Annotated in this window: 28 protein-coding genes and 1 riboswitch; of the genes, 6 read left to right on the top strand and 22 right to left on the bottom strand. The window is 66.2% G+C overall.

Going from position 1 to position 25,448, the window contains the following annotated elements; translation table 11 throughout:
- From ABT375_RS10480 to ABT375_RS10460, 5 genes are all read right to left on the bottom strand, one after another.
- Nucleotides 1-717, bottom strand: a complete 717-nt coding sequence (locus ABT375_RS10480) for a DUF2059 domain-containing protein (RefSeq protein ID WP_416464879.1) — start codon at nucleotides 715-717, stop codon at nucleotides 1-3.
- The gene (locus ABT375_RS10475; RefSeq protein ID WP_261936059.1) at nucleotides 717-2,162 is read right to left on the bottom strand and encodes an NAD(P)-dependent oxidoreductase; all 1,446 of its coding nucleotides are present in this window, start codon (nucleotides 2,160-2,162) and stop codon (nucleotides 717-719) included. Before ABT375_RS10475 ends, ABT375_RS10480 begins: the two co-directional genes overlap by 1 nt.
- A 164-nt stretch (nucleotides 2,163-2,326) precedes the next feature.
- Nucleotides 2,327-3,136: an undecaprenyl-diphosphate phosphatase gene (locus ABT375_RS10470; RefSeq protein ID WP_416462376.1), complete on the bottom strand. Its 810-nt coding sequence runs from the start codon at nucleotides 3,134-3,136 to the stop codon at nucleotides 2,327-2,329.
- Nucleotides 3,137-3,254: 118 nt separating this feature from the next.
- Nucleotides 3,255-4,181: a complex I NDUFA9 subunit family protein gene (locus ABT375_RS10465; RefSeq protein ID WP_416462375.1), complete on the bottom strand. Its 927-nt coding sequence runs from the start codon at nucleotides 4,179-4,181 to the stop codon at nucleotides 3,255-3,257.
- Between the two features lie 80 nt (nucleotides 4,182-4,261).
- Entirely contained in the window at nucleotides 4,262-4,840 is a 579-nt protein-coding gene (locus ABT375_RS10460) for a TMEM165/GDT1 family protein (RefSeq protein ID WP_416462374.1), read from the bottom strand.
- Between the two features lie 19 nt (nucleotides 4,841-4,859).
- Nucleotides 4,860-5,044, bottom strand: a riboswitch (yybP-ykoY riboswitch).
- A gap of 33 nt (nucleotides 5,045-5,077) precedes the next feature.
- On the opposite strand from ABT375_RS10460, the gene ABT375_RS10455 reads away from it, so the two are divergent.
- Entirely contained in the window at nucleotides 5,078-5,494 is a 417-nt protein-coding gene (locus tag ABT375_RS10455) for a DUF1801 domain-containing protein (RefSeq protein ID WP_416462373.1), read from the top strand.
- Nucleotides 5,491-7,065, top strand: coding sequence for an amidase (locus ABT375_RS10450; RefSeq protein WP_416462372.1), 1,575 nt, complete (start codon nucleotides 5,491-5,493; stop codon nucleotides 7,063-7,065). Before ABT375_RS10455 ends, ABT375_RS10450 begins: the two co-directional genes overlap by 4 nt.
- 23 nt (nucleotides 7,066-7,088) lie before the next feature.
- Here ABT375_RS10450 and ABT375_RS10445 read toward each other — a convergent pair whose 3' ends face one another.
- The 13 genes from ABT375_RS10445 to ABT375_RS10385 form a co-directional block, all read right to left on the bottom strand.
- The gene (locus tag ABT375_RS10445; protein ID WP_416462371.1) at nucleotides 7,089-7,490 is read right to left on the bottom strand and encodes a hypothetical protein; all 402 of its coding nucleotides are present in this window, start codon (nucleotides 7,488-7,490) and stop codon (nucleotides 7,089-7,091) included.
- A 90-nt stretch (nucleotides 7,491-7,580) separates the two neighbouring features.
- Entirely contained in the window at nucleotides 7,581-8,150 is a 570-nt protein-coding gene (locus tag ABT375_RS10440; RefSeq protein WP_261936064.1) for a hypothetical protein, read from the bottom strand.
- Between the two features lie 13 nt (nucleotides 8,151-8,163).
- On the bottom strand, nucleotides 8,164-8,718 hold the full coding sequence (locus tag ABT375_RS10435) for a demethoxyubiquinone hydroxylase family protein (protein ID WP_416462370.1): 555 nt from the start codon (nucleotides 8,716-8,718) through the stop codon (nucleotides 8,164-8,166).
- Nucleotides 8,715-9,194 (bottom strand): disulfide bond formation protein B, encoded by a 480-nt coding sequence (locus ABT375_RS10430; protein WP_416462369.1) that lies wholly within the window; start codon nucleotides 9,192-9,194, stop codon nucleotides 8,715-8,717. The genes ABT375_RS10435 and ABT375_RS10430 overlap by 4 nt, the downstream gene beginning before the upstream one ends.
- Before the next feature lie 110 nt (nucleotides 9,195-9,304).
- Nucleotides 9,305-10,657 (bottom strand): S41 family peptidase, encoded by a 1,353-nt coding sequence (locus ABT375_RS10425; protein ID WP_416462368.1) that lies wholly within the window; start codon nucleotides 10,655-10,657, stop codon nucleotides 9,305-9,307.
- Between the two features lie 102 nt (nucleotides 10,658-10,759).
- Nucleotides 10,760-11,128 carry a type II toxin-antitoxin system VapC family toxin gene (locus tag ABT375_RS10420; RefSeq protein WP_416462367.1) on the bottom strand — a complete coding sequence of 123 codons (369 nt, stop codon included), beginning with the start codon at nucleotides 11,126-11,128 and terminating at the stop codon, nucleotides 10,760-10,762.
- Nucleotides 11,125-11,322 carry a type II toxin-antitoxin system VapB family antitoxin gene (locus ABT375_RS10415; protein WP_416462366.1) on the bottom strand — a complete coding sequence of 66 codons (198 nt, stop codon included), beginning with the start codon at nucleotides 11,320-11,322 and terminating at the stop codon, nucleotides 11,125-11,127. The genes ABT375_RS10420 and ABT375_RS10415 overlap by 4 nt, the downstream gene beginning before the upstream one ends.
- Nucleotides 11,323-11,377: 55 nt before the next feature.
- Nucleotides 11,378-12,583 (bottom strand): murein hydrolase activator EnvC family protein, encoded by a 1,206-nt coding sequence (locus ABT375_RS10410; protein WP_416464878.1) that lies wholly within the window; start codon nucleotides 12,581-12,583, stop codon nucleotides 11,378-11,380.
- A 102-nt stretch (nucleotides 12,584-12,685) separates the two neighbouring features.
- The gene (locus ABT375_RS10405; protein ID WP_224548148.1) at nucleotides 12,686-13,108 is read right to left on the bottom strand and encodes a 23S rRNA (pseudouridine(1915)-N(3))-methyltransferase RlmH; all 423 of its coding nucleotides are present in this window, start codon (nucleotides 13,106-13,108) and stop codon (nucleotides 12,686-12,688) included.
- Between the two features lie 118 nt (nucleotides 13,109-13,226).
- Complete coding sequence (gene rsfS / locus ABT375_RS10400) at nucleotides 13,227-13,544, bottom strand: ribosome silencing factor (protein WP_315975808.1); 318 nt, start codon at nucleotides 13,542-13,544, stop codon at nucleotides 13,227-13,229.
- An 84-nt stretch (nucleotides 13,545-13,628) separates the two neighbouring features.
- On the bottom strand, nucleotides 13,629-14,258 hold the full coding sequence (locus ABT375_RS10395) for a nicotinate-nucleotide adenylyltransferase (protein WP_261936069.1): 630 nt from the start codon (nucleotides 14,256-14,258) through the stop codon (nucleotides 13,629-13,631).
- A gap of 302 nt (nucleotides 14,259-14,560) precedes the next feature.
- Nucleotides 14,561-16,081 (bottom strand): DNA recombination protein RmuC, encoded by a 1,521-nt coding sequence (gene rmuC, locus ABT375_RS10390; protein WP_416462365.1) that lies wholly within the window; start codon nucleotides 16,079-16,081, stop codon nucleotides 14,561-14,563.
- Between the two features lie 124 nt (nucleotides 16,082-16,205).
- Nucleotides 16,206-17,189, bottom strand: coding sequence for a GlxA family transcriptional regulator (locus ABT375_RS10385; RefSeq protein WP_416462364.1), 984 nt, complete (start codon nucleotides 17,187-17,189; stop codon nucleotides 16,206-16,208).
- A gap of 129 nt (nucleotides 17,190-17,318) precedes the next feature.
- Between ABT375_RS10385 and ABT375_RS10380 the strand changes: the two genes are divergently transcribed.
- The 3 genes from ABT375_RS10380 to ABT375_RS10370 all read left to right on the top strand — a co-directional run bounded on the left by ABT375_RS10380 (nucleotide 17,319) and on the right by ABT375_RS10370 (nucleotide 19,620).
- A complete protein-coding gene (locus ABT375_RS10380; protein WP_416462363.1) occupies nucleotides 17,319-18,149 on the top strand; it encodes an alpha/beta fold hydrolase in 831 nt (276 codons plus the stop codon).
- Nucleotides 18,150-18,238: 89 nt separating this feature from the next.
- Entirely contained in the window at nucleotides 18,239-19,018 is a 780-nt protein-coding gene (locus ABT375_RS10375; protein WP_416462362.1) for an SDR family NAD(P)-dependent oxidoreductase, read from the top strand.
- Between the two features lie 89 nt (nucleotides 19,019-19,107).
- Nucleotides 19,108-19,620, top strand: coding sequence for a hypothetical protein (locus tag ABT375_RS10370; RefSeq protein WP_261936074.1), 513 nt, complete (start codon nucleotides 19,108-19,110; stop codon nucleotides 19,618-19,620).
- Here the strand turns inward: ABT375_RS10370 and ABT375_RS10365 are convergent.
- The gene (locus ABT375_RS10365) at nucleotides 19,575-20,750 is read right to left on the bottom strand and encodes an aminotransferase (RefSeq protein WP_416462361.1); all 1,176 of its coding nucleotides are present in this window, start codon (nucleotides 20,748-20,750) and stop codon (nucleotides 19,575-19,577) included. The genes ABT375_RS10370 and ABT375_RS10365 overlap by 46 nt on opposite strands.
- Before the next feature lie 364 nt (nucleotides 20,751-21,114).
- Here ABT375_RS10365 and ABT375_RS10360 point away from each other — a divergent pair, with 364 nt between their 5' ends.
- Nucleotides 21,115-21,390, top strand: a complete 276-nt coding sequence (locus tag ABT375_RS10360) for an HU family DNA-binding protein (protein WP_224548130.1) — start codon at nucleotides 21,115-21,117, stop codon at nucleotides 21,388-21,390.
- Between the two features lie 180 nt (nucleotides 21,391-21,570).
- Here ABT375_RS10360 and guaA read toward each other — a convergent pair whose 3' ends face one another.
- From guaA to ABT375_RS10345, 3 genes are all read right to left on the bottom strand, one after another.
- The gene (gene guaA / locus ABT375_RS10355) at nucleotides 21,571-23,130 is read right to left on the bottom strand and encodes a glutamine-hydrolyzing GMP synthase (protein WP_224548104.1); all 1,560 of its coding nucleotides are present in this window, start codon (nucleotides 23,128-23,130) and stop codon (nucleotides 21,571-21,573) included.
- Between the two features lie 43 nt (nucleotides 23,131-23,173).
- Nucleotides 23,174-24,424 carry a TCR/Tet family MFS transporter gene (locus tag ABT375_RS10350; RefSeq protein WP_416462360.1) on the bottom strand — a complete coding sequence of 417 codons (1,251 nt, stop codon included), beginning with the start codon at nucleotides 24,422-24,424 and terminating at the stop codon, nucleotides 23,174-23,176.
- 288 nt (nucleotides 24,425-24,712) lie between these two features.
- Nucleotides 24,713-25,345: a hypothetical protein gene (locus ABT375_RS10345; RefSeq protein ID WP_416462359.1), complete on the bottom strand. Its 633-nt coding sequence runs from the start codon at nucleotides 25,343-25,345 to the stop codon at nucleotides 24,713-24,715.
- Nucleotides 25,346-25,448 lie beyond the last annotated feature (103 nt).

The following is a 25,448-nucleotide window of genomic DNA, read 5'->3' as shown; positions in this document are numbered from 1 at the left end:
TCAGTTGGCCTTCTTGGCGTCCGCCCCGAGCAATGCAGTGAGGCGGTCGCGTTCAGCCTTGGTCAGGTCGTTATAGGTGCGCGGCTTGGGCAGCTTTTCGAGTTCGGCCGCAGATGATTTCATGATCTCCGGCATGGCCTGCATCATTTCCGGCATCACCTTCTGCAGTCGACCGATATAATGCGGGTCGGCAGCCAGCTCCATGAAGCCTGCGCCGAACTTCGCGCCGATGGGCGTCTTGAAAAACGCGCCGATCTGGTCGAGTTCGGCAGAATTGTAGCGAGAGGCGAAAGCCTCCGCCATGCCTTCGCGCATATCCGGTTCATAGCGCCCCATGAAGCGACCGATTGCGGGCATCATGCTGTTGACGACCACGTCCATGCGCTTCCGGAAATTGGGATCGATGATCGCCATCATCTCCTCGATCGTCCCTTCGCCCAGCTTGTCCGCCTGTTCCGGATCGAGGCCACCGACTTTCAGGAACTCGCGGATCGGCATCTTGGTCATGCCGTCCATCATCGGTCCCATCATCTTCTGCATCATGGGTCCCATCATTTTTTCCATGGTGCCATCGGGCAGAATGACAGCGGCGATCGGCTTGGCCTTGGCCAGCAGCGCCGGATCGACAGCTTCTACCGTTGCCGCAGGCGTCTGGGCCTGCGCAGCGATCGGGGCGGATAGCAGCAGCAACGGGGCGACAAGGGAAGTGAAGCGCATCACGCCGCGACCCTTTCGCCCGCCTTGGCCTTCGCCTTCAGATAGCGATGCATATGATCCGTCACATCCCGCCCGTCGCGGATCGCCCAGACGACCAGCGATGCGCCGCGCACGATGTCGCCGGCCGCGAACACGCCGTCCACGCTGGTCATCATCGTCTTGTGATCGACGCGCAGCGTGCCCCAGCGGGTGACCGACAGGTCGTCGGCGCCGAACAACCTGGGCAGTTCTTCAGGGTCGTAGCCCAGCGCCTTGATGACCAGATCGGCTTCCAGCGTATGTTCGCTGCCCGGATCGGCTTCCGGCGCACGACGACCGGAGGCGTCGGGCTGGCCGAGGCGCATCTTGGTGACCTTGACGCCGGTGACTTGGCTTGTGCCTTCAAAAGCGATCGGCGCGGTCAGCCAGACGAACTCGACGCCTTCTTCCTCGGCATTGGCGACTTCGCGCTGCGATCCGGGCATATTTTCCCGGTCGCGGCGATAGAGGCACTTCACCGACTTGGCGCCCTGGCGGATGGCGGTGCGGACGCAGTCCATCGCGGTGTCGCCGCCGCCGATGACGACGACATTCTTGCCGGTCGCCAGCAGCGACCCGTCGTCATGTTCCGGCACGGCGTCGCCGAAGCCCGCCTTGTTGGAGGCGGTAAGATAGTCGAGCGCCTTGACCACGCCCGCGGCGCCGACGCCCGGCGCCTTGATGTCGCGCGGCTTGTAGACGCCCGTCGCGATCAGGATCGCGTCATGCTTCTGGCGCAACTGTTCCAGCGTGGCGTCGCGGCCGATCTCGAAACTGTCGTGGAAGATGATGCCGCCGTCCTTGAGCCGCTGAATGCGGCGCATGACCACGTCCTTCTCCAGCTTGAAGCCGGGGATGCCATAGGTCAGCAGGCCGCCGGCGCGATCGTGCCGGTCGTAGACATGGACCTCATAGCCCGCCACGCGCAGATATTCCGCCGTCGTCAGGCCGGCCGGTCCCGCACCGATGACGCCGACCGACTGGCCGCGCGCCGCGCCGGGGACCAGCGGTTCGACCCAGCCTTCCTTCCAGGCGGTGTCGGTGATGTATTTTTCGACGCTGCCGATGGTCACGGCGCCATGGCCGGAAAATTCGATGACGCAATTGCCCTCGCACAGCCGGTCCTGCGGGCAGATGCGGCCGCAGATTTCCGGCATGGTGCTGGTCAGGTTCGACAGTTCATAGGCTTCGCGCAACCGGCCTTCGGCGGTCAGGCGCAGCCAGTCGGGGATATGATTGTGCAGCGGGCAATGGGTCGAGCAATAGGGGACGCCGCATTGCGAGCAGCGCGACGCCTGTTCCTCCGCCTTATCGAGAATGAAGCTGCGGCTGATTTCCAGAAAATCGTCGGCGCGGTCGTCCGCCGCGCGCTTTTCCGGGTAGGATTGTGCCTTACCCACAAATTTCAGCATCGGATTGTCAGCCATGGATCGCCTCTGAATCTGTTTCAGCAGCGCGCATAGCAGAAAAACCCGCGCAGTCACGTGGATTCTGGCAGTTAGGTCAGCATGACTTACTAATTAAATGGGATTTTACCGCTTAATTGCGAATTGATCGCAAAAACTAGCGTAACATAAGGACCGTTTCGGACCTACCTCATGCCGAGCCAGATCAGCGCGGCGCAGCCGGCGACGATTCGATACCAGGCAAAGGGGGTGAAGCCATGTTTGGACACCAGCCCGACGAACCATTTGATGACCAGAAGGGCGACGAAGAAGGAGACGATGGAGCCGAGCGCGATACTGTCCCAGCCCACCGTCGCGCTGGTGATCTGGTCGCCCTTCTTCAGCAGTTCCAGGGTCGTCGCGCCCAACATGGTCGGTATCGCCAGGAAGAAGCTGAACTCCGCCGCGGTGCGCCGCTCGACGCCCAGCGTCAGCGCGCCCATGATCGTGGCCCCCGACCGGCTGACGCCGGGAATCATCGATATGCACTGGATCAGGCCTACGCCCAGCGCGCGGATGGCGGGGATGTCGGCGATGCCGTGGAACCGCTGTTCCTTCACCATGCGTTCGATGAGCAGGATCGCTACGCCGCCCACGATCAACGCCCAGGCGACGACCCTGGGCGCGCCCAGCAGCATCTCGACATAGTCGTGCAGCGCCAGGCCGACGATGGCGGCGGGGATGAAGGCGAGCAGCAGGTTGCGCAGGAACCGCCAGCTTACCGGCTCGCGCCGCAACAGCCCCATCGCCACCGCCCAGAAAGTGCGCCAGTAGAGCACCACCACCGCCAGGATCGCGCCGAGCTGGATCACGACGTTGAACATCGCCCAGCTGGCTGAATCATAGCCCAGCAATTCGCTCGCCAGGATCAGATGCCCGGTCGAGGATACCGGCAGGAATTCGGTCAGCCCTTCCACGATGCCCAGCAGGATGACGGTCAGATAATGGAGGTCCATGGGAAGCCTTTGGCGCAGCGTGCTCTCGCGAAGGCGTTGAACCGAGGCACGTGACTCGGTTCAATCCAGTTCGGACGGTGGGGCTGGTCTCCCGCCTGCGCGGGAGAACAAGGCTATGTCAGGCGCGCGCGCGGCCGGCGAAACGGCCGTGGCGGCGATAGCGGACCATCCACTTGTCGGCGACTGCGCCGAGCGGCGTCGGCGCGACGCCCAGCGCCTCCAGCCCTTCCGCCCCGGGCGCTGCGACATTGTCGCGGCCCAGCATGGCGAGCTGGTCGCGGCTGATCGGGCCGCCCGGCAGCATCGCCAGCAGCGACGCGACGCCCTGCGGCACGTCGATCAGGGGCTTGTCACGGCCGATCGCCTTGGCGATCCAGGCGTTGATCTCCTTCATGCTCATCACCTGCGGGCCGGCGACCTCATAGGTCTTGCCGCCATAAAGGCCGGGCTGCGCGGCGGCATGGGCGATCGCGTCGGCAACGTCGCCGACATAGACCGGCTGGAATTTGGTCGCAGGCGCAATCACCGGGACGACCGGGAACAGGCTGATGAGGTCGGCGAAACGGTTGAGGAACTGGTCCTCCGGCCCGAAGACGATCGACGGGCGAATGATGGTGGCGCTGGGGAAGGCGGCCTTGACCGCGGTCTCGCCCGCCGCCTTCGACCGGCCATAGGCCGACGGGCTTTCGGCGTCCGCGCCGATCGCCGAGACATGGACCAGCGCCCGCACGCCCGCGGCGGCGGCGGCTTTCGCCACATTGGCCGCGCCGACATGGTGGAAGGCGTCGAAATCGCCCGCCAATATGCCGACCAGATTGACGACGACGTCGCTGCCATGGATGGCGCGAGCGACGCTGTCGGGCTTGCGGATGTCCGCGGCCACGAACTGGGTCTGGCCCAGATTGCCCAGCGTCTTGACCTTCATCGCGGTGGCCAGGTCGCGCTGCGCGATCCGCACCCGCGCGCCCTGCGCCATCAGCGCCTGGGCGACCTGCCGGCCCAGAAAGCCGCCGCCGCCGAACACCGTAACCAGACTGTCCTTCATCACGCGCGTCCCATGTCCAAATTTAAGGGAATGACTTTGCCAAACCCCTTGCAACAGCCGCCGCGCGCTGACAACCGCCTTTAGCCGAACCAGCCTTGCAGATCGGCCAGCATCCACAGGCCCAGACCCAGGAACAGCAACGCCGCGCCGATCTGCAACGCGCGCATCGGCACCTTCCTGGCCAGCGCCTCGCCGAACAGGACGGCCGGCACATTGGCGATCATCATGCCCAGCGTCGTGCCCATGGTGACGGCGACCAGATTGTCGAACCGCGCGCCCAGCGCCACGGTCGCAACCTGCGTCTTGTCGCCCATCTCGACCAGGAAGAAGGCGACCAGCGTCGTCACGAACACGCCCGCCTTGGTCGGGGCTTTCAGCGGCGCATCCTCGTCGAACGTGTCGGGGATCAGCGTCCAGGCGGCCATGGCGATGAAGGAGGCGGCGACGGCGTAGCGGAACCACTCCTGCGTCAGCACGCCTGCGATCGAATGGCCGACCAGCGCGGCGAGGAAATGATTGGCGACCGTGGCCGCGAAAATGCCCAGGATGATCGGCACCGGCTTGCGAAAGCGGGTGGCGAGCAGCATGGCCAGCAACTGCGTCTTGTCGCCCATTTCGGCGAGCGCGACGAGCGCGGCGGAGGTGAAGAGAGCTTCCATCGTGAATTTCCGGGGCCGGGCGGAAGTGAAACAGACGCAATGCCACCGTCGCCTCCCGCCCGGCCGGACAGAGAAGCGCCGATGCCATTGGTCTCGCCAGAAGCGGTGACCCGCGTCCCATATGCCATGGCCTCTCGGCCAAATATGTTGACATATGGCCCGTTCCTCGGCGGAACGGCTGGCTACTCCCCAGATGACGCGCTAGCCTCTAGGCGAGCGGCGCGGGGAAGGCAAGCCATGGCGAAGGACGCGAACAAGACGGTCGAAACGGCGGCGGACGTGGACGCGTTTCTGGCGGCGGTCGAGCCTGAAGAGCGGCGCGCGGACGGCCGGATCGCGGCGGCGCTGATGGCGCGCCTGTCGGGCGAACCGCCGCGCCTGTGGGGGGCCACCATCATCGGTTTCGGCCGCTATCACTATCGCTATGACAGCGGGCGCGAGGGCGAGAGCTGCCGCATCGGCTTTGCGCCGCGCAAGGCGGAGCTGGTCTTCTATCTGGCCGGGCTGGCGGATATGGATTTCGCCACTTTGGGCACGCATCGGCGCGGCAAGGGCTGCCTCTATGTGAAACGCCTGTCCGGCATCGACATGGCGGTATTGGAGGCGCTGATCGTCAAGAGCCTTGCCCATATGGACGAGGTCTATCCGCGATGAAGACGCTGTTGCCGATCCTTGCCCTGTTGTTGACCGCAGCGCCCGCGCGGGCGCAGAGCGAGCAGGCGACGATTGCGTCGCTCTCCGCCGATCTGGCGAGCGGCCGCACGACCAGCGAGAAGACAGTGCGCGCATATCTCAAACGCATCGCAGCGATGGACCGCAAGGGGCCGCGCCTCAACAGCATCATCAGTCTCAATCCCCATGCGATGCAGGACGCGCGGGCGCTGGATGCCGAGCGCCGCGCGGGCAAGCTGCGCGGGCCGCTCCATGGCGTGCCGATCCTGCTCAAGGACAATATCGAGGCGGCGGGGATGCCGACCACCGCCGGGTCGCTGGCGCTCGCCCGCAACGATCCGGGCCGCGATTCGCCGGTCGCCGCAGCGCTAAGAGCGAGGGGCGCGATCATCCTGGGCAAGACCAACCTGTCCGAATGGGCCAATTTCCGCTCCGAACGGTCGATGAGCGGCTGGAGCGCGATCGGCGGGCTCACCCGCAATCCCTATGCGCTCGATCGCACCACCTGCGGGTCGTCGAGCGGATCGGGCGCAGCGGTCGCCGCCGGCTTCGCCCCTGCCGCGATCGGCAGCGAAACCAACGGGTCGATCATCTGCCCCGCCTCGATGATGGGGCTGGCGGGGTTGAAGCCGACGGTCGGCCTCATACCCCGCACCCATATCGTACCGATCAGCCATAGCCAGGATACGGCCGGCCCCATGGCGCGCAGCGTGCGCGACGTCGCCATCCTGCTGTCGGCGCTGATCGCCAGCGACCCCGCCGACCCTGCCACTGCCGACGCCATGGCCCATGCGGGCGATTATGCCGCCGCGCTTGATCCCGCCGCGATCGGCAGGATGCGGATCGGCGTGCTGCGCGGCGGCGCGCAACCGGAACTGCTGGAGCGCTATGAAGCGGCGCTGGCGCTGCTCAAGGGAATGGGCGCGACCTTGGTGGAGGTGAAGAAACCGCCGATGGAAGGCATGTCGGCCGCCAGCTACGACGTGCTGCAATATGAGTTCAAGGCGGACGTGAACGCCTATCTCGCCACCACACGGCCCGACCAGGTGGACAGCCGCACGCTCGCCGGTCTCATCGCCTTCGACGACGCGCACAAGGCGTCGGAGATGCCGCTGTTCGGGCAGGAAATCTTCGCCCTGTCGCAAGCCAAGGCCGGGCTGGACGACCCGGCCTACAAAGCGGCGCGCGCAACATCGTTGCGGCTGGCGGGGCGGGAGGGGATCGACGCGATGCTGGCTGATAACCGCGTCGATCTGCTGGTGACGATCAGCTACGGCCCGGCCTGGCCGTCCGATACCGTATGGGGCGATCAATATGAGGGGCCGGGCGGCTCCACCGGCCCGGCGGCGATCGCGGGCTATCCGCATCTGACCGTGCCGATGGGGCTGGTGCGCGGCCTGCCGGTAGGGTTGAGCTTCATCGGCGCGGCCTATGCCGAACAGAGGCTGCTCGATGCGGGGCTGGCCTATGAACAGGCGGCGGGAATCAGCAACAAGCCGGATTTCCGCGCGACGGTGGACAGCGGCCCGGAACTGGAAGGCCAGCGGCCCTGACATCCATCAGGTCTTAGCCTGTCTCAAGGCTCGCCGGCGCTTTCCTGCATCCGCCGTTCGGCGAACCATTGTTGCAGCATCTGGGCGGTGCAGCCGGTAAAGCCGTTGCTGCCGATGGCGTTGCAGCTATTGGGCAGCGTCTGCCGCTGGGTCTGCTCCATCGTCGCCACCTGGCTGCCCCAGCCCGGACCGCCCGACACGGCGGGCTTTTCCCGCAATTTCTTGGGGATGCGATAGCGCTCCGCCTCGGGCTTGCGGGCGCACACGACGATCTCGTCGCCCTTGCTCTGCGGGCAGGGATCGTCGCCATAGACCAGCAGGTTGATGATCCGTTCGGGCGGTGGCTCCGCCTGCGCAAGCGCCGGAGAGGGAAGCAGCGGGGCCAGCAACAGGCCGACCAGGGGAAACACGACGCGCGGTCGCATAAGAGAATCCTTTACCACCCCCGTTGGATGCCGGGCGTGCCCAATGCCCGGCGGTTCATGGATCAGGACGTCATCAACGCCCACAATCCGTCATGGCCGGGTCGCAGATGGCGCCGGTGCGGGCTGCTGCGCCGCTTTTTCCTCGGCCTTCACCCGCGCCTCGATCGCGTCGCTGTCGGCATCGATGGTGGACAGGCGCTTGGCGCGCTCGGCCGCGACCAGATCCTTCCAGCTTGCATTGTCGAGCGCCTGCCGCTCCGCCTTGGCCAGGCGGGACAGTTGCGCGAAGCAGCCGGTCGCGCCGCCGCTGCCGACCGGCGAGCAGCTTTCGGTGCCGGAGCGGCCGACATATTCCATCGACCGCACCCGTTCGCCCCAGGCCTGCTTGCTCGGCATGTTGGGATCGCCGCGCAGCGGTTCGGGGATGCGATAACGTTCCTCCTCGCCCTTGCGCGCGCACACGACGATGTCGTCGCCAGCGCTTTGCGGGCAGGCGTCGTCGCCATAGACGATGACGATATTGACCTTTTCCGACGCGGGGTCGGTCACGGCGGTCGGGGCGGTGGCGGGTGGCGATGCCGTTTGGGCCAGGGCGGGGACGGACGCGCCCAGCATCAGCCCAATGGTCAGAGCCGTTGCAATCATCGGGGTCTTCATCATCTGTCCGTCCTTATCAGAGGCGCTTGGAAAGCGCGATGGCGGCCCGGCATCCCAAACGGATGGCGCCCGACAAGAGGGGGTAGGCAGGTGCCCGCTCCGCACCGTGGGCGAGCGCCGCGTCGCGATGTTCGACCTCCTCCGCCTGGAAATCCGCAATGGCGGTGGAGAGTTCCGAATCGCTGTCGCCCAATTGCGCCAGTTGCTCGGCATAATGGCGGTCGATCTCGGTTTCGATCGCCGCGGTGCAGGCCATCGCCGCTTTCGGCCCCATGGCGGCGGTGACCGCGCCCAGGGCGAAACCGGCCGCGCTCCAGATCGGCGCCAGCGCCGTCGGGCGCACCCCGCGCCGGGCGATCATCGCGTCGAAGGCGGCGCGATGCCGTTCCTCCTGCGCCGCCATGCCGGCGATCAGCCGACCATAGGGGTGGCGATCGCCCATCACCGCCAGCTGGCCGGCATAGATGCGCACCGCGCCGAACTCGCCCGCCTGGTCGACCCGCACCATGGCGGCGCGGTCGGCATCGGACAGGCGCTTGCCCGGTCGGGGAAAATCCTTGGGCGCGGTCATGCTTTTCTCGCCTTGAGCAATAGCGCCAAGATGGCGAGCGCGGCGGCTCCGGACAAGAGGCCGTTATAGCCGGCGAGCGAAATGCCGAAAAGATCCCATGGCGCGACGTCGCAACGGGTGATCGGCGTCGCCCAGATCTGGTTGAGCAGGTCGGCGCCGCCGCCCGCCGGGGTGGTGGAGCAGGTGGTCAGTCCTTCCCACCAGCCATATTCGACCCCGGCATGGAACAGGCCGATCAGCCCGCTGATGCCGATGGCGAGGCCGGCCAGCCCCGCGAACAGCGCGCTGACGCAGGCGCGGCCGCGCAGCGCATAGGCCAGCAGCGCCAGCGGGATCGCGGCCATATGGGGGTAACGCTGCCACCAGCACATGTCGCAGGGGTGCAGGCCGCCGACATATTGCGACGAATAGGCGCCGCCCAGCAGCAGGACGGGCGTCAGCAAGGCGATGGTGCGGGCAAGCGGGATGCTCTTCATGATGCCCGCTTAAAGCCTTGGCTTGCTTTCGTCATGCTGAACTTGATGGCCTGGACATATCGTGGCGTGTTCGCGCCTGCGCGGGAACACGCCATGGTGAAGAGATCGCCTTATTTCGCCCCCGGCTTGCGCGCCGCCCCCTGCGCCTGGGCGATGGTCGCGCCGGGCGTGCCGGCCAGGCGCGCGATCGTCTTGAGCGCATAGTCGAGCTGGAAGTCCTCGACGCCCTTCTTCTTCAGTTCCTCGGCCGACAGGGCGAAGCGCGGATCGTCCTTGCTGTCTTCCTCCAGCGCCTTGTCGTCGGTCTTGATCTCGTTGATCAGGTGACGGCGCAGGTCGCTCTCGCGATATTTCGGCCGGTTCTTGTAATCGGGATCGCTCAACTGCGGCACGCGGATATCGGGCTGGATGCCGCCTTCCTGCACGCTGCGGCCCGACGGCGTGTAGTAGCGCGCCGTCGTCAGCTTGAGCGCGGTGGTGTTCGACAGCGGCAGCATGGTCTGGACGCTGCCCTTGCCGAAGCTGCGCTCGCCCATCACCAGCGCGCGATGCTGGTCCTGCAATGCGCCCGCGACGATTTCGGAGGCCGAGGCGGAACCCGCATCGACCAGCACGATCACCGGCAGGCCCTTGGCGTCGTCGCCGGGCTTGGCGTAATAGCGTTCGACATCGCCCTTCGCCCGGCCGCGCTGCGACACGATCTCGCCGCGCTCCAGGAAGGCGTCGCTGACGCTCACCGCTTCGTCCAGCAAGCCGCCGGGATTGGACCGCAGGTCGAGGATATAGCCGGTGGGCTTGTGGCCCAGCGACTTGTCGATGCTGCGGATCGCCGACCGCACGTCGGCCCCGGTATTGGCCGAGAAGCTGACGATGTTGACGATGCCGATATTGTTCTTCACTTCCCATTTCACGGGCTTGAGCTGGATGATCTCGCGCGTCAGGGTCAGGTCGATCGGCTTGTCGCGGCCGGCGCGCACGATGGTCAGCTTCAGGCTGGTGCCCGGCGCGCCGCGCATCTTGTCGACCGCCTCGTCCAGCGTGCCGCCATAGATCAACTGGCCGTCGATATGGGTGATATAGTCGCCCGCCTTGATCCCCGCCCGCCAGGCCGGGGTGTCCTGCGTCGGCGCGATCACCTTGACCGCGCCATCCTCCTGCGTGACCGACAGGCCCAGGCCGCCATAGCTGCCCTCCGTCTGGGTACGCAGATTCTGGAAGTCGCGCGCGTCGAGGAAGCTGCTATGCGGGTCGAGGCTGGCGAGCATTCCGTCGATCGCGCCCTTGATCAGCTTTTCGTCGTCGACCTTTTCGACATAGTCGCTGCGGACCTTCTGGAACACGTCCATGAACTCGTCGAGCGCCTTGTAGCTCGACGCCTCCCCGTCGGCGAGGGCTGCGGTGGTGGCAGGGATGAGCGCAAGCGCCCCGAGCGCGACTGCGCCCTGGAGGAAGGTGGATTTCATGGCTGTCCTAGATTCCGGCATCTGCTTCCTACCATAGCTGATTCGCGTACAGACGCAAAAGCGCGCTTCGACCAATGTTGCGCAGAATCGATGAGCGTCGGGTTAATGGGGAGTCCAAGCGACCCCCAAGCGAACCGCGGCGTCGCTTAATCGCCTATCGCGTGTCCAAAGTTTCGCGTCTGGTGTGAGCCTTGTCGATGCGAGCAGATGAACATCCAAATAGCCCACACCTGAGCCAAAGAGGCGCTCAGTTTCCACGAGATGCATGACTTCGTCATGGCTCGCTGCCACCGCAGAAGGAAGGCGCTTGAATATGTTCAACAGCGATTCCCGCCGATGTAGGCTGCCCATCGCGATTTCGCCGATCACGAAGGGGTGGCACAACACGTCCTCTGCGTCGAGCAAGGCGCTCAGGACGGCATCTTCCGCTCGCAGATGATCTACCCAAACAGACGTATCCGCCAGGATCACGGCATGTCCGGTCTACGACGGGAAGGCAGTTCCAGATCGGGTTGAGAACCACCGAGACGCGCGAGGCGGCGCGCAGCTTCCCGCTGGATCAGGGCGGTCAACGCTTCACGGAGCAGCGCCGGCTTTTCCCGCAGGCCGGTATATTCCTGCGCCGTTGCCACGAGATCGTCATCGAGGGTTACCGTCGTACGCACTGCATATCTCCCATACGCATCGCAGTTAGCATCAATTGATGCTACTATCAATGCATCACCCCAATCCCACCAGCGGCACGATATCGACCGGGCGGCCGTTACGGCGCAGTTCCACGGTGATGTTGGGGCGTTCCGGGCCGGTGATGCCGACGGGGTCGCCCTGGCGCACGCTGTCGCCGACCTGTGCCGTGACGCGGTGCAGGCCGGTGATGAGGGTGGTCCAGCCCTGGCCATGGTCGATGATGAGGATCTGGCCATAATCGCGATAGGGGCCGGCGAAGGCGATGCGGCCGGCGGTGGGCGCGATCGCCTGCGCGCCCGGCTGGGTCACCAAAGTCAGCCCGCGCGATCGCACGCCCCCGTCGTTGACCTCGCCCATGCCGGTGACGAGCTGGCCGATCACCGGCAGGCGATAGGGCGGCGGGCCGCCGGCGGACGCATCGCGCTCCGGGGCGGGGGCGCCGGTCTGATCGGGGCGGGCGGGGCGAAGCAGCGGGCCGGACAGGGCAGCCAGCCGCTCGCGCAGGTCGCCGGCCTGTTCCAGCCGGTCCATCAGGTCGACGATGTCGCGCGCCCGTTCGCCCAGCGCGAGCGCCCGCTCGCTCTCCATGCCGGCATTGGCGCCATAGTCGCGGGCGGCGATGCGCTTTTGCGTTTCGAGGGCGGCGAGCGCGGTCTGCCGGTCTTTGCGGTCGGCCTGCGCCTTGCCCAGCGCATCGGCCGCCTGCTGCGCGGTGGCGCGCAGGGCGCGGCTCTTGTCCAGTTCCTGCCGCAGGCCGGCCGTGCGCTGCTCGATCACCGGCAGCACCTGCCCCAGCACCGCGCGCATATGGACCGCGTCGCCGACCGATCCGGGCTGGACCAGCGCCAGCGCCAGCGGACGGCGGGCCATCATCTGGAGCGCGGCCGTCAGGCGGACGACGGGTTCCTGCCTGGCGGCGAGACGCGCGGCCTGCGCGCGCTGCATCCGGGCGATGATGGCGATCCGGGCCTGCGCCGCCTGAATGTCGGCCTCCGCCTGCTGGATGCGGGCGGCGAGCGCGGCGGCGCGGCGGCGCGCCTGTTCGGCCTCGTCGCGGGCAAGCCCGGCCTGCTGTTCCAGCCGGGCGGAGCGGTCGCGGGCCTCGTCCGACTGGCGGCGGGCGTTTTTGAGCGCCTGCTGCTCCTGCGCCAGCGTCGTGCCGGCGGTGCCGGACAGGATGATCGCGGCATCGTCAGCGGCCGGAAGGCGCGTGGCGGCGAAGGCCATCAGGCCCGCCATTATGCTTGCGATGAGGAGATTGCGCTTCACCCGATGCCCCGACCCGTATCGTTCCTGACTAGGCATAAGCGCAGGGCGTGTCGAGCATGGTCGAAAGGGCGGCTAACCCTCGCGGTGATAGGGGTGGCCCGCAAGGATCGAGCAGGCGCGCCACAATTGTTCAGCCAGCATCGCGCGGGCCATCATATGCGGCCAGGTCATGGCGCCGAAGGCGATCAGCAGGTCGGCATTGGCTCGTTCCGCATCGTCGAATCCGTCCGCCGCGCCGATCAGGAATCGACATTCGCGCGTGCCCGCGTCGCGCCAGCCCTCGATCCGGCGGGCGAAATCGAGCGAGCCGAGCTGCTTGCCCTTTTCGTCCAGCATGACCGTGACGGTGCCGGGTGCGACCGGGGGCAGCTTGCCGCCGCGGTCGGGCATTTCGGTGATCTTGTGCGGCATGGTCAGCCGCTTGACATAGCGGTCGACCAGATCGGCTTCGGGCGAGCGCCCGATCTTGCCGCGCGCGATGATGTGAAGGAGCACACCCTACTCCGTTCGTGTTGAGTAGAGGCGAAGCCCCATATCGAAGCACCCGCGCAATCCTTCGATACGCCGCTTCGACTTCGCTCAGCGGCTACTCAGGACGAACGGAATGCAGAGGTCAGGCGTTGCCCGCGACCGGCGCGTCGACGAAGCCCCACATCCGTTCCAGATTGTAGAAGCTGCGCACTTCCGGCTTGAACAGATGGACGATCACGTCGCCAGCGTCGATCAGCACCCAGTCGGCGACCGGAAGTCCCTCGACCCGCGCGGAGCGGCCCGTTTCCTTCTTGATCTTCTCGGCCAGATGCTGGGCGATCGCGGCGACCTGACGCGACGAACGGCCGCTGGCGATCACCATATAATCGGCGATGCTGCTCTTGCCTTCCAGCGGGATGGAGATGGTTTCCTGGGCCTGGTCGTCGTCGAGAGACTGCATGACGAGGGCGTGCAGGGCGGCCACGGATTGCGCGCCGAGCGCGGTATCGTTGGCAGAGGCGAGGTTAGACAATGAAACTCCAATCTAGATGACGTACCGACGCGTGAGCGGATCGCGCACACACGTTGCTTCATATTCGCGATGCCAGAGGGGGTCCGCCTGCCGCAGCAGGGTCGCCGATCTTGGATCAGGGCGAAAGCGCAATAGCACGAGCGCCGGTGGTCTCCAATTCGTCCAGTCTGCACTCTGGCGCGCGGACCGGACGAAGCGCCGCAGCCAGCTCATGGCCACAGAGCCACGGGCGGCGTCATCATAGCCCGGACGGGCGATAACAGCAATGGGCATTTGCCGGGCGATGCCGCGCCAGTCGCGCCATCGGCCGAATTGGGCCAGATTGTCCGCGCCCATCAGCCAGATGAAGCGGTTTTTGGGGTAGCGGCGGGTGAGCGCGCGCAGCGTGTCGATCGTGTAGCGGGTGCGCAGATGCCGCTCGATCGCGGTCGCGCGAATCGGGGCGCGGCGGGCGACGATGCGGGCGTGGGCGAGGCGGGCCGGGAGCGGGGCCATGCCTTTGGCGGGTTTGAGCGGATTGCCGGGGGATACCAGCCACCAGATTTCGTCCAGGTCCAGCGCGTCCTTCGCGAAGAGCGAGATGGCGCGGTGCCCGCCATGGGCCGGGTTGAAGGAGCCGCCAAGCAGGCCGATGCGTGTCATGCCCCCGCCATGCCAGCCTGAAGGCGGGGCGGCAATGGGGCCTATCGGCGGGGCGGCGTCAGCGGCCCCCGAAAGCCGGTTTCCGGGTCCGCCGATAGGGAATCTTGTCCAGTTTCGCCATCAGATCGGCAAAGGGATGATCCTGTCTGGACGGGGGCGCGCGCGACGTCGTTACGTCTGGCGCTTTGTCTTCGCGCCGCCGCAATGGACGGCGCAGGGTGATGGCTTTCCACATGGCACTCTCCGACCCGCGACTCTGTCAAATCCTGTGATTTGTTGCCGCTCATGGAGAAGAGACGCGGTCAGGCCATGCTTGTTCCTGTTTTAATGCATTCCGCCGCCGGCAAGGCCCGCGCCTCGTCGGTCTGGGCGTCGCGGGCCAGCACGTCGAGCGGCTCCATCGCCTCGATCTCCTTGCCGCCGGTTTCGATGTCGAGGTCGCGGAACTTGCGGCCGGTGGACAGGACGCGGCTTTCGAAGCTGCCGATGAAGCTGTTGTAGTTCGAGACGGCGCTGTTGAGGCCGGAGCCGAGGCGCTTCAGGTGGGTCGCGGCGACGGCCAGGCGCTCATACAGCTCCTTGCCGAGCTGGCCGACCTGCTGCGCCTGTTCCTGCATCTTGGCCTGGCGCCAATGACCCGCCAGCGTGCGGGCGAGGGGGAGGAAGGTGGCGGGACCGCAGATGATGACGCGATTCTTGGCCGCGCGTTCCCACAGGTCCATGTCCGCTTCCAGCGCGGCGGTGACGAAATTGTCGCCGGGGACATACATGATGACGAAGTCGGGGGCCTTGTCGAACTGCTCCCAATAGGCCTTGCGCCCCAGCGCGTCGGCATGGGTGCGCATGGCGCGGGCATGGTCGAGCATATGGGCGTCGCGCAGCGCCGGATCGACCTGGTCGACGGCGTTGAGATAGGCGACCAGCGAGCATTTGACATCGACCACCATCTGCTGGTCGCCAGGCAGGTTGATGACGAAGTCGGGCCGCATCCGGGTTTCAGAGCCATTGGCTTCGACCGCGACCGATACTTCTTCCCTGAAATCGACGAAGGGGGAGAGGCCGGCGGTTTCGATGAGGTTCTTGAACTGCTGTTCGCCCCAGCGGCCCCGGGTCTTGGGCGCGGCGCGCAGCGCGTTGACCAGCTTGGCGGTTTCCTCGCGCACCTGGCCCTGGCCCAGATGCACCTGCTGCACCGCCTCGCGCAGTTCGGCATAGCTGCCGACCCGGTCCTTTTCGACGCGGGCGAGGCCCTCCTCATAGCGTTTGAGCGTGGTTTCGACCGGATTGAGCAGGGTCTTGAGCTGGGCCTCGCTCTTCTCGTTCGCCTGGGCGAAACGCTGGTCGGCGCGGGTCAGGAACTGGGTCTGGGCGGATTCGAGCAACTTGCCGCCGATTTCGCTGAACTGGGCGGAGAGCTGTTCCTTGGCGTCCCGGAGCGCAGCGATCTGCTGCTCGAAGGCCTGGGTGCGGGCCTGTGTATCGGACTTCAATCCGGCCAGTTCGCGCAGCGCGGCTTCGCGTTCGGCCTGGATGGACTCGATACGCTGGGCGGCGGCGGCCTGCAGGGCTTCGAGCCGCTGGTCGGCGGCCAGTTGGGCGGTTTCGAGCCGGGCGATGTGGGTCGCGGACTGATGGACGCGCTCCTGCTCCACCGCCAGTTCGGCGATGGCGCCGTTGCGCTGGCTGGTGGCGAGGTCCAGCTTGTCACGCAGTTCCGCCTTCTCGGCGGCAAGCGGGGCAAGCGCCTTGCCCTTGAGCAGCCAGCCGACCGCAAGGCCGATCAGCAGGGCGACGAGAATGAAGAGGGCGGCCAGGCTGTCCATGATAATCCTTGTTTGGAACGAAACGGGAACCTAGCGGGCCGGGACGGACGCTGCAAGTGTGAGACGGCGAGTGCGACAGTAGAAACGCCATGTCGAATTTAGATAGTTAGCTAACTATTGAAAATCAGGCCGCCCGCGCGCTTGGCGCCGCGAAGCGGGCGCGATAGTCGCCGGGCGACAGGCCGACGAGGCGATGAAACAGCTTGCGGAAGGCGGCGGCGTCTTCATAACCGACGCTCCAGGCGATCTGGTCGATCGTGCGCTTCGTAAACTCCAGATGTTCGCGCGCCTTTGCGACGCGCAGATGCTGGACATATTCGATCGGCGTCATGGCGGTCGCCGCCTTGAAACGGCGCTGGAAGGTGCGTTCCTCCATACCGACCTGCGCCGCCATGTCGCCGACGCTGACGGCTTTGGCTTCCCGCGCGGCGAGCCAGTGCTGGGCCTTCAAAATCGGTTCGTCGCCATGGGTCATGCGCGGCATGAAGCGCGCGAAATGCTTCTGTTCGCGCCCGGCGCTGTCGATCAGCAGGAATTTGGCGGTGTCGAGCATCACCGTCGGGCCGAGCAGGCGGTCGACCAGCCGCAGGCCGAGGTCGGTCCAGGCCATCAGGCCGCCCGCGGTGATGATGTCGCCATCGTCGATCACGATGCGGTCGCAGTCCAGCTTCACATCGGGGAAGCGGGCGCGAAACGAATCGGCGAACCACCAGTGCGTCGTCGCCGGGCGGCCACTGAGGAGGCCGGTCGCCGCAAGCAGGAAGGCGCCGCCGCAATTGGAGGCGAGGGTCGCGCCGGCGGCGTGGCGATCGAGCAGCCAGCGGGCATAGGGTGCGGCCTCAACGGCATCGGGTATGCCGGTCAAGCGTCCGGGGACGAGCCAGATGTCGGGCGTACCGGCCAGGGCTTCATGCGTATCATGCACGCGGGCGCATCCGCCATCGGCCTGCATGTGCCAATGGCTGACGCGCAAGGCGGGGCCGCCATGCTGCTGTGAAAATTGTCCGGCGATGGCGATCAGGTCGGTCATGCCATGGACCATCGCCTGCTGGCAGTCGCGGTAGAAGAGAATCCCGATTTCTGCCCTGGGGGGCTGCATCGCGTCCATGAGTGCCGCCTTTGTCGGAATCGGCCCGCTTAATGTCGGGACCGCCAATCCCGATCCTCGTCCAACTCCCCTAATTCTGCAAGCACAGGGCGTGAGAACGCTCTTCCGAGACAGAGAAGGGATTTCATCATGAGCAATTTCGTCACCACCAAGGACGGCACCCGCATCTTCCACAAGGACTGGGGGCCGCGCGACGGCCAGCCGATCGTCTTTTCCCATGGCTGGCCGCTGAGCGCCGACGCCTGGGACGCGCAGATGGTCTATTTCGCCGATCGGGGCTTTCGCACCATCGCCCATGACCGCCGCAGCCATGGCCGGTCGGATCAGGTCTGGGCGAACAACAATATGGACCAATATGCCGACGATCTGGCCGAACTGATCGAGGCGCTGGATCTGAGCGATGTGGTGCTGGTCGGCCATTCCACCGGCGGCGGCGAAGTCACCCGCTATGTCGGGCGCCATGGCACGGCGCGAGTCGCCAAACTGGCGCTGATCGGCGCGGTGCCGCCGCTGATGCTGAAGACCGAAGCCAATCCGGGCGGGCTGCCGATCGAGATATTCGACGGCATCCGCAAGGGGACGTTCGACAATCGCAGCCAGTTTTTCCAGGATCTGACCATCCCCTTTTACGGCTATAATCGGGAAGGCGCGGTGATCTCCTACGGCATCCGTGACGATTTCGTGCGGCAGGGGATGATGGGCGGGCTGAAGGGCCAGCTCGACAGCATCCGCGCCTTTTCCGAAAGCGATTTCCATGCCGACCTGGCGAAGGTCGATGTGCCGACTTTGGTGCTGCACGGCGACGACGACCAGATCGTGCCGATCGGTGCGGCCGCCCTTTCCACCGCCAAGATCGTTACGCAAGCGGTGCTAAAAGTGTATGAGGGGGCCGATCATGGATTGACGGTCACGCATCAGGATCGGTTCAACGCCGACCTGCTCGATTTCATCAACGGCTGACATGTCCGACACCGTCCGGTTCGAGCGTGTCGAGAACCGTTTCTCGACGTCGCGCGAACCGAACGGGATGGACTCAAAGGAGACTTCCCATGACCAACGAAACCATTCTCATCACCGGCGCGTCGGACGGCATCGGCGCGGTCTATGCCGATCGCTTCGCCAAGCGCGGCGCGAACCTGATCCTCGTCGCGCGACGGGTGGGGAAGCTGGAGGCGCTGGCCGCCAGCCTGCGCGCCCAGACCGGCGTCGCTGTCGAAGTGATCGCCGCCGATCTCGCCAAGGCCGACGACCTCGCCCGGATCGAAGCGCGGCTGCGGGACGATGACGCCGTCACCGGGCTTGTGAACAATGCCGGGATTGCGGGCGAACAGAGCTTCGTCGAGACGGACCCGGCCTATCTGACCGGGATGATCGACCTCAACATATTGGCGGTGACGCGGCTGTCGCGTGCGATCGCGCCGCGGCTGGCGGCCAACGGGGCAGGGACGCTGATCAACATCACGTCGGTCACGGCGCTGATGCCCGACGGCTTCACGGCGGTCTATCCCGCGACCAAGGCCTATGTGCTGGCCTTTACAGAAGCGTTGCAGGTCGAATTGGGGGCCAAGGGGGTGAAGGTGCAGGCGGTGTTGCCCGGGATCACCCGGACGGCGATCTGGACCGCCGAACAGATCGCGGGAATCCCGGCCGAGATGGTGATGGATGTCGAGGTGATGGTCGACGCCGCGCTGGCCGGGTTGGACATGGGCGAGCCGATCACCATCCCGGCGCTGCCGGAGCGGGGCGATCTCGACGCCTATCTGGCCGCGCGGGGGACGTTGCGGCCGAACCTGTCGCGCAAGGATGCGGCAGGGCGGTATCGCGCCTGAGCCTCATCTTCCGTTCGGTTCGAGCGTGTCGAGAACCGTTTCCCGACGTCGCTCGAAACGAACGGATGTTGGAATCTAGGAGACATATCATGATCCTCGGTCTTTCCATTCCCGCTTTCATCGTCCTGCATGTCGCGATCAGCCTGATCGGCATCCTTGCCGGACTTGCCGCCCTGCTGGCGCAGGCGAAGGGGCGGTTCCTGCCTCGCATTCAGGCGCTTTTCCTCGCCACCACCCTGCTGACCAGCCTGACCGGCTTCCTCTTTCCCTTTCGCGGCTTCACCCCGGCGATCGGGGTCGGGATCGTCTCGACCCTGGTGCTGATCGTCGCTTTGGTGGTGCTATATGGTCTCAGGCTGCGCGGCCGGGCGCGGGTCGTCTACGCGGTGAGCGCGACCGCGGCCCTGTGGCTCAACCTGTTCGTGCTGGTGGTGCAGAGCTTCCTGAAGATGCCCTGGCTCCATGCCTTCGCGCCGACTGGGACGGAACCGCCCTTTCTGGCGACGCAGGGGCTGCTGCTGGTCGCGATGCTGATCCTGGGCGCGGCGATCGTCCGTCAGCCAAGCGTCGCGCGGAAGGCGGCGAGCCGTTCTATCGCCTGATCCAACGTCCGGTCCGTCTTGGAAAAGCAGAGGCGGACCAGATGGGTGACAGGCCGCGTCGGATAGAAGGCGCTGATCGGGATCGCCGCCACGCCGGCTTCATCGATGATGCGGTTGCAGAAGCTGACGTCGTCCAGCGCGATGCCCGATGCGGGCAGGTCGATCGACAGGAACCAGGTCGCGGCGCTGGGCTGCACCACATAGCCCGCCGCCGCGAGGCCCGCCGCCAGCCGGTCGCGCGACGCCTGATAGGCGGCGCGCTGGTCGGCGAACCAGGCGTCGGGATAGGCAAGCCCCTCCGCCACCGCCCATTGCAGGCCCGGCGGGGTGGTGAAGGTCAGGAACTGGTGGGCGCGGGCGAGCAGGGCGGCGATCGGCGGCGCGGCGCACATCCAGCCGACCTTCCAGCCGGTGACGGAGAAAATCTTGCCCGCCGACCCGATCTTGACGGTGCGGTCGCGCATTCCCGCAAGGCCCATGAGCGGGCGGTGGGGCAGGCCGTCATAAACGGTCTGTTCCCAGACTTCGTCGCAGATGGCGATGAGGTCATGGGCGACGCACAGGTCGGCGATCAGCGCCAGTTCTTCTTCCCGCAGCACGACGCCGGTGGGGTTCACCGGATTGTTCATCAGCAGGATGCGGGTGCGGGGCGTGATCGCCGCCGCCAGCGCTTCGCGGGTGATGCGCCAGTCGGGCGGGGTCAGTGTCACCAGCTTCGCCATGCCGCCGACCCGCTCCACCAGCGGCAGATAGGCGTCGTAGAGCGGGGCGAGCATCAGCACTTCGTCGCCCGGCTGCACCAGCGCCAGCAGGCTGGCGGCGATCGCCTCGGTCGCGCCGGAGGTGACGATCACCTCCTGCGGCGAGAGGTCGAGTTGCTGGTGGCGGGCATAATGATCCGCGACGGCCGTGCGCAGTTCGACGAGGCCCGCCATCGGCGGATATTGGCTGGATCGGGTCAGCAGCGCGTCGGCGGCGGCTTGCAGGACGGCATCTGGGCCGGGGCCTTCGGGGAAACCCTGCCCCAGATTGATGGCGCCCGTTTCCCGTGCGCGGGCGGACATATGTTCGAAGATGGTGGTCGACATGTCCCGATAGACGGGGTGGCCGAGGGGAGGGCGGGCGATCATGGATGCAGCTATAGCCTGTCGGGGGTGGCATCCCAAGTCAGGCGCGCAAGCGATCAGCGATCGGCAGGCTTGATCCCTGCGCTCGACCGGTGCCTGATGCGCCCTGCTTCAGGCCCGTCATGCGGTCGCGGCTTTCGGCATCGGCCGGGGCCATCCCTCCGGCTCCGCACTCGCCGCCAGGGCGGTCGAAGCGCAGGAACAGGGGCGGCAGCCGCGTCCATATGATCGATAACGGCGCACCGCTTGCGTTGACGGGCATTATGCTCTTGATCGCAGCGCAGTGGCGCGAGCAAGGATGCAGTGACGCGGGCTGCGAATGCGGCTAGATCGTCCACTCAGGTTTCAACAACAAGGAAGACTATCGATGAACAACAGCGATCTTGCCGACAAGCTGGCCGGCGAAAACGGGATCACCAAGGCGGACGCGAAGAAGCTGGTCGATGGCCTGTTCGCCGCGATCGGCGATGCTGCGGCGCAGGGCGAGGAAATCTCGATCAACGGCTTCGGCAAGTTCAAGGTGAAGGACAGCCCGGAGCGTGAGGGCCGTAACCCCGCGACCGGCGAAGCGATGACCATCAAGGCGTCGCGCAAGCTCAGCTTCACGCCCGCCAAGGCGGTGAAGGACAAGCTGAACGGCTAACCCGAGACAATGCGCTTCGCCCGGCAGACCGGGCGAAGCGTCGTTCGTTCGCATCGGGCGGATGTTCATCGCGAAGGACATCCACCACCCGTCGGCGCATGTCGTCGATCAGCAAATATGTCCAGTCAGTGGATCATGCGCCATTCCGGCGCAGTTTCGATCCCTCGTGGAAAGTTCAGATCATTCCCACTCGATCGTGCCCGGCGGCTTCGAGGTGTAATCATAGACTACGCGGTTGATGCCCTTGACCTCGTTGATGATGCGGGTCGCGACGCGGCTGAGGAAGGCGGCGTCGAAGGGGTAGATGTCGGCGGTCATGCCGTCGGTCGAGGTGACGGCGCGCACGGCGCAGACGCTGTCATAGGTGCGGTGGTCGCCCATCACGCCCACGGTGCGGACCGGCAGCAGCACCGCGAAGGCCTGCCAGATCGCGTCATAGAGGCCGGCGCTCCGAATCTCCTCCAGATAGATGGCGTCCGCCTTGCGGAGAATGTCGCAGCGTTCCTTGGTGACTTCGCCGGGGATGCGGATGGCGAGGCCGGGGCCAGGGAAGGGGTGGCGACCGACGAAGATGTCGGGCAGGCCCAGTTCCTTGCCGAGTATGCGGACCTCGTCCTTGAACAGTTCGCGCAAGGGCTCGACCAGCTTCATGTTCATGCGTTCGGGCAGGCCGCCGACATTATGGTGCGACTTGATCGTGACCGACGGGCCGCCGGTGAAGCTGACGCTCTCGATCACATCGGGATAGAGGGTGCCCTGCGCCAGATAGTCGGCGCCGCCAATCTTCGCGGCTTCCTCCTCGAACACGGCGATGAATTCGCCGCCGATGAACTTGCGCTTCTTTTCCGGGTCGGTGAGGCCGGCGAGGCCGCCCAGGAAGCGGTCCTCCGCATTCACATGGACCAGCTTGATGCCATAATGTTCGCGGAACAGGCTGACCACCTGTTCGGCTTCGCCCAGCCGCATCAGGCCATGGTCGACGAAGACGCAGGTGAGCTGGTCGCCGATCGCTTCATGGATCAGGACCGCAGCGACCGCGCTGTCGACGCCGCCGGACAGGCCGCAAATGACCCGGCCTTCGCCCACCTGCGCGCGAATCTCCGCGATCTTGGTCGCGCGAAACTCCGCCATGGTCCAGTCACCGGCGAGGCCGCAGACATGGCGGACGAAATTGGCGAGCAACTTGGCGCCGTCGGGGGTGTGGACGACTTCGGGGTGGAACTGGGTGGCGTAGAAGCGCTTGGCCTCGTTGGCGGTGATGGCGTAGGGCGCGCCCTCGCTGGTCGCGACCACTTCGAAGCCGGGGGCCAGGCTCGTGACCTTGTCGCCATGGCTCATCCAGACCTGATGCTTTTCGCCGGTGGTCCAAAGGCCGTCGAACAGGGCGCAGCCCTGCTTCACTTCGATGAAGGCGCGGCCGAATTCGCCGCTTTCGCCGCCTTCGACATTGCCGCCGAGCTGCTGCATCATCGTCTGCTGGCCGTAGCAGATGCCCAGAATCGGAATGCCCGCGTCGAAGAAATGCTGCGGGGCGCGGGGGCTGTCCTCCCACATGACCGAGGAGGGGCCGCCGGACAGGATGATGCCCTTGGGCTGCATCCGTTCGAAGGCTTCGGCGGCGCTGTTGAAGGGGGCGATCTCGGAATAGACGCCGGCTTCGCGGACGCGCCGGGCGATGAGCTGGGTCACCTGGCTGCCGAAGTCCACGATAAGGATGGAATCCTGAAGGGGCAGCGTCATCGAATCGCCTTTATGTCGAGCGTGGGAAGGGATTCGCGCCCGGTTAGTCGCCCGGCCCCGATATGTCCAGTTGCGGCTTGAATTGCTGGCCCGCTCGCCAGCCGATCAGCGCCGCGAACGCCAGCACGGCGGCAGCGATGAGGAAGGCGCTGCCGATGAAGGGCAGGGTCGGTCTTGCCCCCACCGAGAGCGAATAGATGGCGCCGAAGAAGAGCGGCGAGACGATGCCGGCGATCGCGCCGACGCTGTTGTTCGCGCCCTGCAACTGTCCCTGTTCGGATTGCGAGACGTGCCGCGTCATCAGCGACTGGATCGTCGGCATGGCGAGGCCCCAGAGCGCATTGGGGAACATGGCGGCGATGAACAGCCAGCCGGTCGGGGCGAGCCCCATGGCCGCGACGCCGATCGCGCCGAAGCACAGCCCCACCACCATGGTGGTGCGGTCGCCCAGCCGCTTGACCACCGGGGCGACCAGCAGCCCCTGCACGGCCATGTCGAGCAGGCCCACCAGCGCCAGCAGGCCGCCCACCTGCCATGCGCCCCAGCCGTAGCGATCGCCGGCATAGAGGACGAAGATGGCGGAGAAGATGTGATGGGCGAAATAGAGCAGGAAATTGCCGACGGCGAGGCTGGACAGTTCCGGGTGCGAGCGCAGCAGGCGCAGCGCGCCGAAGGGATTGGCGCGACGCCAGCTGAACGCCATGCGCTTGTCCGGCGTCAGCGATTCGGGCAGGACGAACAGGCCGTAGAGGAAGGCGAGGCCGGACAGGGCGGCGGCGGCCCAGAAGGGCGCGCGGTGGGAAATTTCACCCAGCACGCCGCCCAGCAGCGGCCCGGCGACGAAGCCGGCACTGAAGGCCGCGCCGATGAGGCCATAGCCCCTGGCGCGCTCTTCGGGCGGGGTGATGTCGGCCATATAGGCGAAGGTGGAGGTGAAGCTGGACGAGGTGATGCCTGCCAGGATGCGGCCCAATGCCAGCCACCAGAGATTGGGTGCGAGCGCCATCAGCACATAGTCGAGCGACAGGCCCGCGACCGAGATCAGGATCACCGGTCGCCGCCCGAAGCGGTCGGACAGCGAACCGATCAGGGGCGAGCAGACGAACTGCATCCCGGCCCACAGCGCGACGAACAGGCCGTTCCACATGCCCGCGGCCGCGTCGGAGCCGGACAGCGTTTCTATGAGCTGCGGCAGGACCGGGATGACGATCCCCATCGACATGACGTCGAGCAGCGCCGTGATGAGGATGAAGACGATCGCGGCGTTGCGGCGGGGCAGGGGCGGGGCGGACATGGCGGTGGGGCTATAGGGATGCGCGGGGGTTGCCAAGGGCGACGGTGCCGAAGTTCACGATGTTGTTAAGTGTCGGGAAGCAATCGTCCCTGAAACGCCGCTGCGAAGCCATGGTCGAGTAAGTGATGGATATCGGACGGGTCGCGCCGGTGCGCCAACGAGGCGGCCACCAAGTGCCGGTCCTGCATCAATGGTGCCAGACGGGCGGCGAGTGCCCATCCCGCTGGCAGGCAGTGCATGGCAGGAAACCGACATTCCGGCCGCATGACCGAGACTGGCAGGCCCGGCTTACCGCATCGCGACGTCGCGGCTGAGATAGACTTCCGCCACCCGGCCGTTCTTCATCGCGCAGGTGAAGCGGCGCGAGACGCCGTCATTGGCGCGATAGCTGGTGCGGGTTTCGACATAGCCGTCGATATTATAGCCATCGGCCGTGGCGAGCGGCGTTTCCATGTGGCGCACCTCGGCATAGCCGCCCTCCCGCGCCTGCGCTTCATCGCGGGCGGCAAGCGCGCAGGCGTCGGTCAGCGCGCCGTTCCCATCGTCGGCGCCCGCGATATCGGAGAAGTCGGCGTCGTCGCGTGCGGGGGCGTCATCGCGGACGTCCGCGCCATAGTCGGTGCCGCTGCTGGGCGGGGGCGCGTCATATTCGCCGCCGGTGTTCGGATCGCGAACCCTTTTGTCCTTGTTCATGGAATTGGCGACGATCGCCACCGCGCCCACGATCGCGGCGACACCGATCGCGTCGCCCAGGCCGAAGCCGTCGCCGCGGCGATGATGCCGGTCCCAGCCGCCCTGATGGCCCCAGCCACCGCCGCCATAGCCGTAGCGCGGGCGGGCTTCGGCCGTCCCGACGCTGCCCAGCAGCAGCCCCGCGCTCACCAGCGCCCCGGTCATCCAGCGAGTCTTGGTCCCGATCATGCCTGCGTCTCCATGCGATGAATGGGGCTATAGCCGCGATCGGCTGTCGCGCGGCTGAACGGCGGTGGCGCCCATGCACCGGCCTTGCCGGTCCCCCGCGGGA

This window comes from Sphingomonas sp. VDB2 (assembly GCF_047946695.1).
Taxonomy (GTDB): domain Bacteria; phylum Pseudomonadota; class Alphaproteobacteria; order Sphingomonadales; family Sphingomonadaceae; genus Sphingobium; species Sphingobium bisphenolicum.
The sequence above is the reverse complement of the archived record's forward strand: the minus strand, read 5'-3'. Positions and strand labels throughout refer to the sequence as shown.

Coding starts and splice junctions, on each gene's coding strand:
- ABT375_RS10480 (WP_416464879.1), bottom strand. CDS start 717: ATGCGCTTCACTTCCCTTGTCGCCCCGTTGCTGCTGCTATCCGCCCCG.
- ABT375_RS10475 (WP_261936059.1), bottom strand. CDS start 2,162: ATGGCTGACAATCCGATGCTGAAATTTGTGGGTAAGGCACAATCCTAC.
- ABT375_RS10470 (WP_416462376.1), bottom strand. CDS start 3,136: ATGGACCTCCATTATCTGACCGTCATCCTGCTGGGCATCGTGGAAGGG.
- ABT375_RS10465 (WP_416462375.1), bottom strand. CDS start 4,181: ATGAAGGACAGTCTGGTTACGGTGTTCGGCGGCGGCGGCTTTCTGGGC.
- ABT375_RS10460 (WP_416462374.1), bottom strand. CDS start 4,840: ATGGAAGCTCTCTTCACCTCCGCCGCGCTCGTCGCGCTCGCCGAAATG.
- ABT375_RS10455 (WP_416462373.1), top strand. CDS start 5,078: ATGGCGAAGGACGCGAACAAGACGGTCGAAACGGCGGCGGACGTGGAC.
- ABT375_RS10450 (WP_416462372.1), top strand. CDS start 5,491: ATGAAGACGCTGTTGCCGATCCTTGCCCTGTTGTTGACCGCAGCGCCC.
- ABT375_RS10445 (WP_416462371.1), bottom strand. CDS start 7,490: ATGCGACCGCGCGTCGTGTTTCCCCTGGTCGGCCTGTTGCTGGCCCCG.
- ABT375_RS10440 (WP_261936064.1), bottom strand. CDS start 8,150: ATGATGAAGACCCCGATGATTGCAACGGCTCTGACCATTGGGCTGATG.
- ABT375_RS10435 (WP_416462370.1), bottom strand. CDS start 8,718: ATGACCGCGCCCAAGGATTTTCCCCGACCGGGCAAGCGCCTGTCCGAT.
- ABT375_RS10430 (WP_416462369.1), bottom strand. CDS start 9,194: ATGAAGAGCATCCCGCTTGCCCGCACCATCGCCTTGCTGACGCCCGTC.
- ABT375_RS10425 (WP_416462368.1), bottom strand. CDS start 10,657: ATGAAATCCACCTTCCTCCAGGGCGCAGTCGCGCTCGGGGCGCTTGCG.
- ABT375_RS10410 (WP_416464878.1), bottom strand. CDS start 12,583: ATGGCGGGCCTGATGGCCTTCGCCGCCACGCGCCTTCCGGCCGCTGAC.
- rsfS (WP_315975808.1), bottom strand. CDS start 13,544: ATGCAGTCTCTCGACGACGACCAGGCCCAGGAAACCATCTCCATCCCG.
- ABT375_RS10395 (WP_261936069.1), bottom strand. CDS start 14,258: ATGACACGCATCGGCCTGCTTGGCGGCTCCTTCAACCCGGCCCATGGC.
- rmuC (WP_416462365.1), bottom strand. CDS start 16,081: ATGGACAGCCTGGCCGCCCTCTTCATTCTCGTCGCCCTGCTGATCGGC.
- ABT375_RS10385 (WP_416462364.1), bottom strand. CDS start 17,189: ATGGACGCGATGCAGCCCCCCAGGGCAGAAATCGGGATTCTCTTCTAC.
- ABT375_RS10380 (WP_416462363.1), top strand. CDS start 17,319: ATGAGCAATTTCGTCACCACCAAGGACGGCACCCGCATCTTCCACAAG.
- ABT375_RS10375 (WP_416462362.1), top strand. CDS start 18,239: ATGACCAACGAAACCATTCTCATCACCGGCGCGTCGGACGGCATCGGC.
- ABT375_RS10370 (WP_261936074.1), top strand. CDS start 19,108: ATGATCCTCGGTCTTTCCATTCCCGCTTTCATCGTCCTGCATGTCGCG.
- ABT375_RS10365 (WP_416462361.1), bottom strand. CDS start 20,750: ATGATCGCCCGCCCTCCCCTCGGCCACCCCGTCTATCGGGACATGTCG.
- ABT375_RS10360 (WP_224548130.1), top strand. CDS start 21,115: ATGAACAACAGCGATCTTGCCGACAAGCTGGCCGGCGAAAACGGGATC.
- guaA (WP_224548104.1), bottom strand. CDS start 23,130: ATGACGCTGCCCCTTCAGGATTCCATCCTTATCGTGGACTTCGGCAGC.
- ABT375_RS10350 (WP_416462360.1), bottom strand. CDS start 24,424: ATGTCCGCCCCGCCCCTGCCCCGCCGCAACGCCGCGATCGTCTTCATC.
- ABT375_RS10345 (WP_416462359.1), bottom strand. CDS start 25,345: ATGATCGGGACCAAGACTCGCTGGATGACCGGGGCGCTGGTGAGCGCG.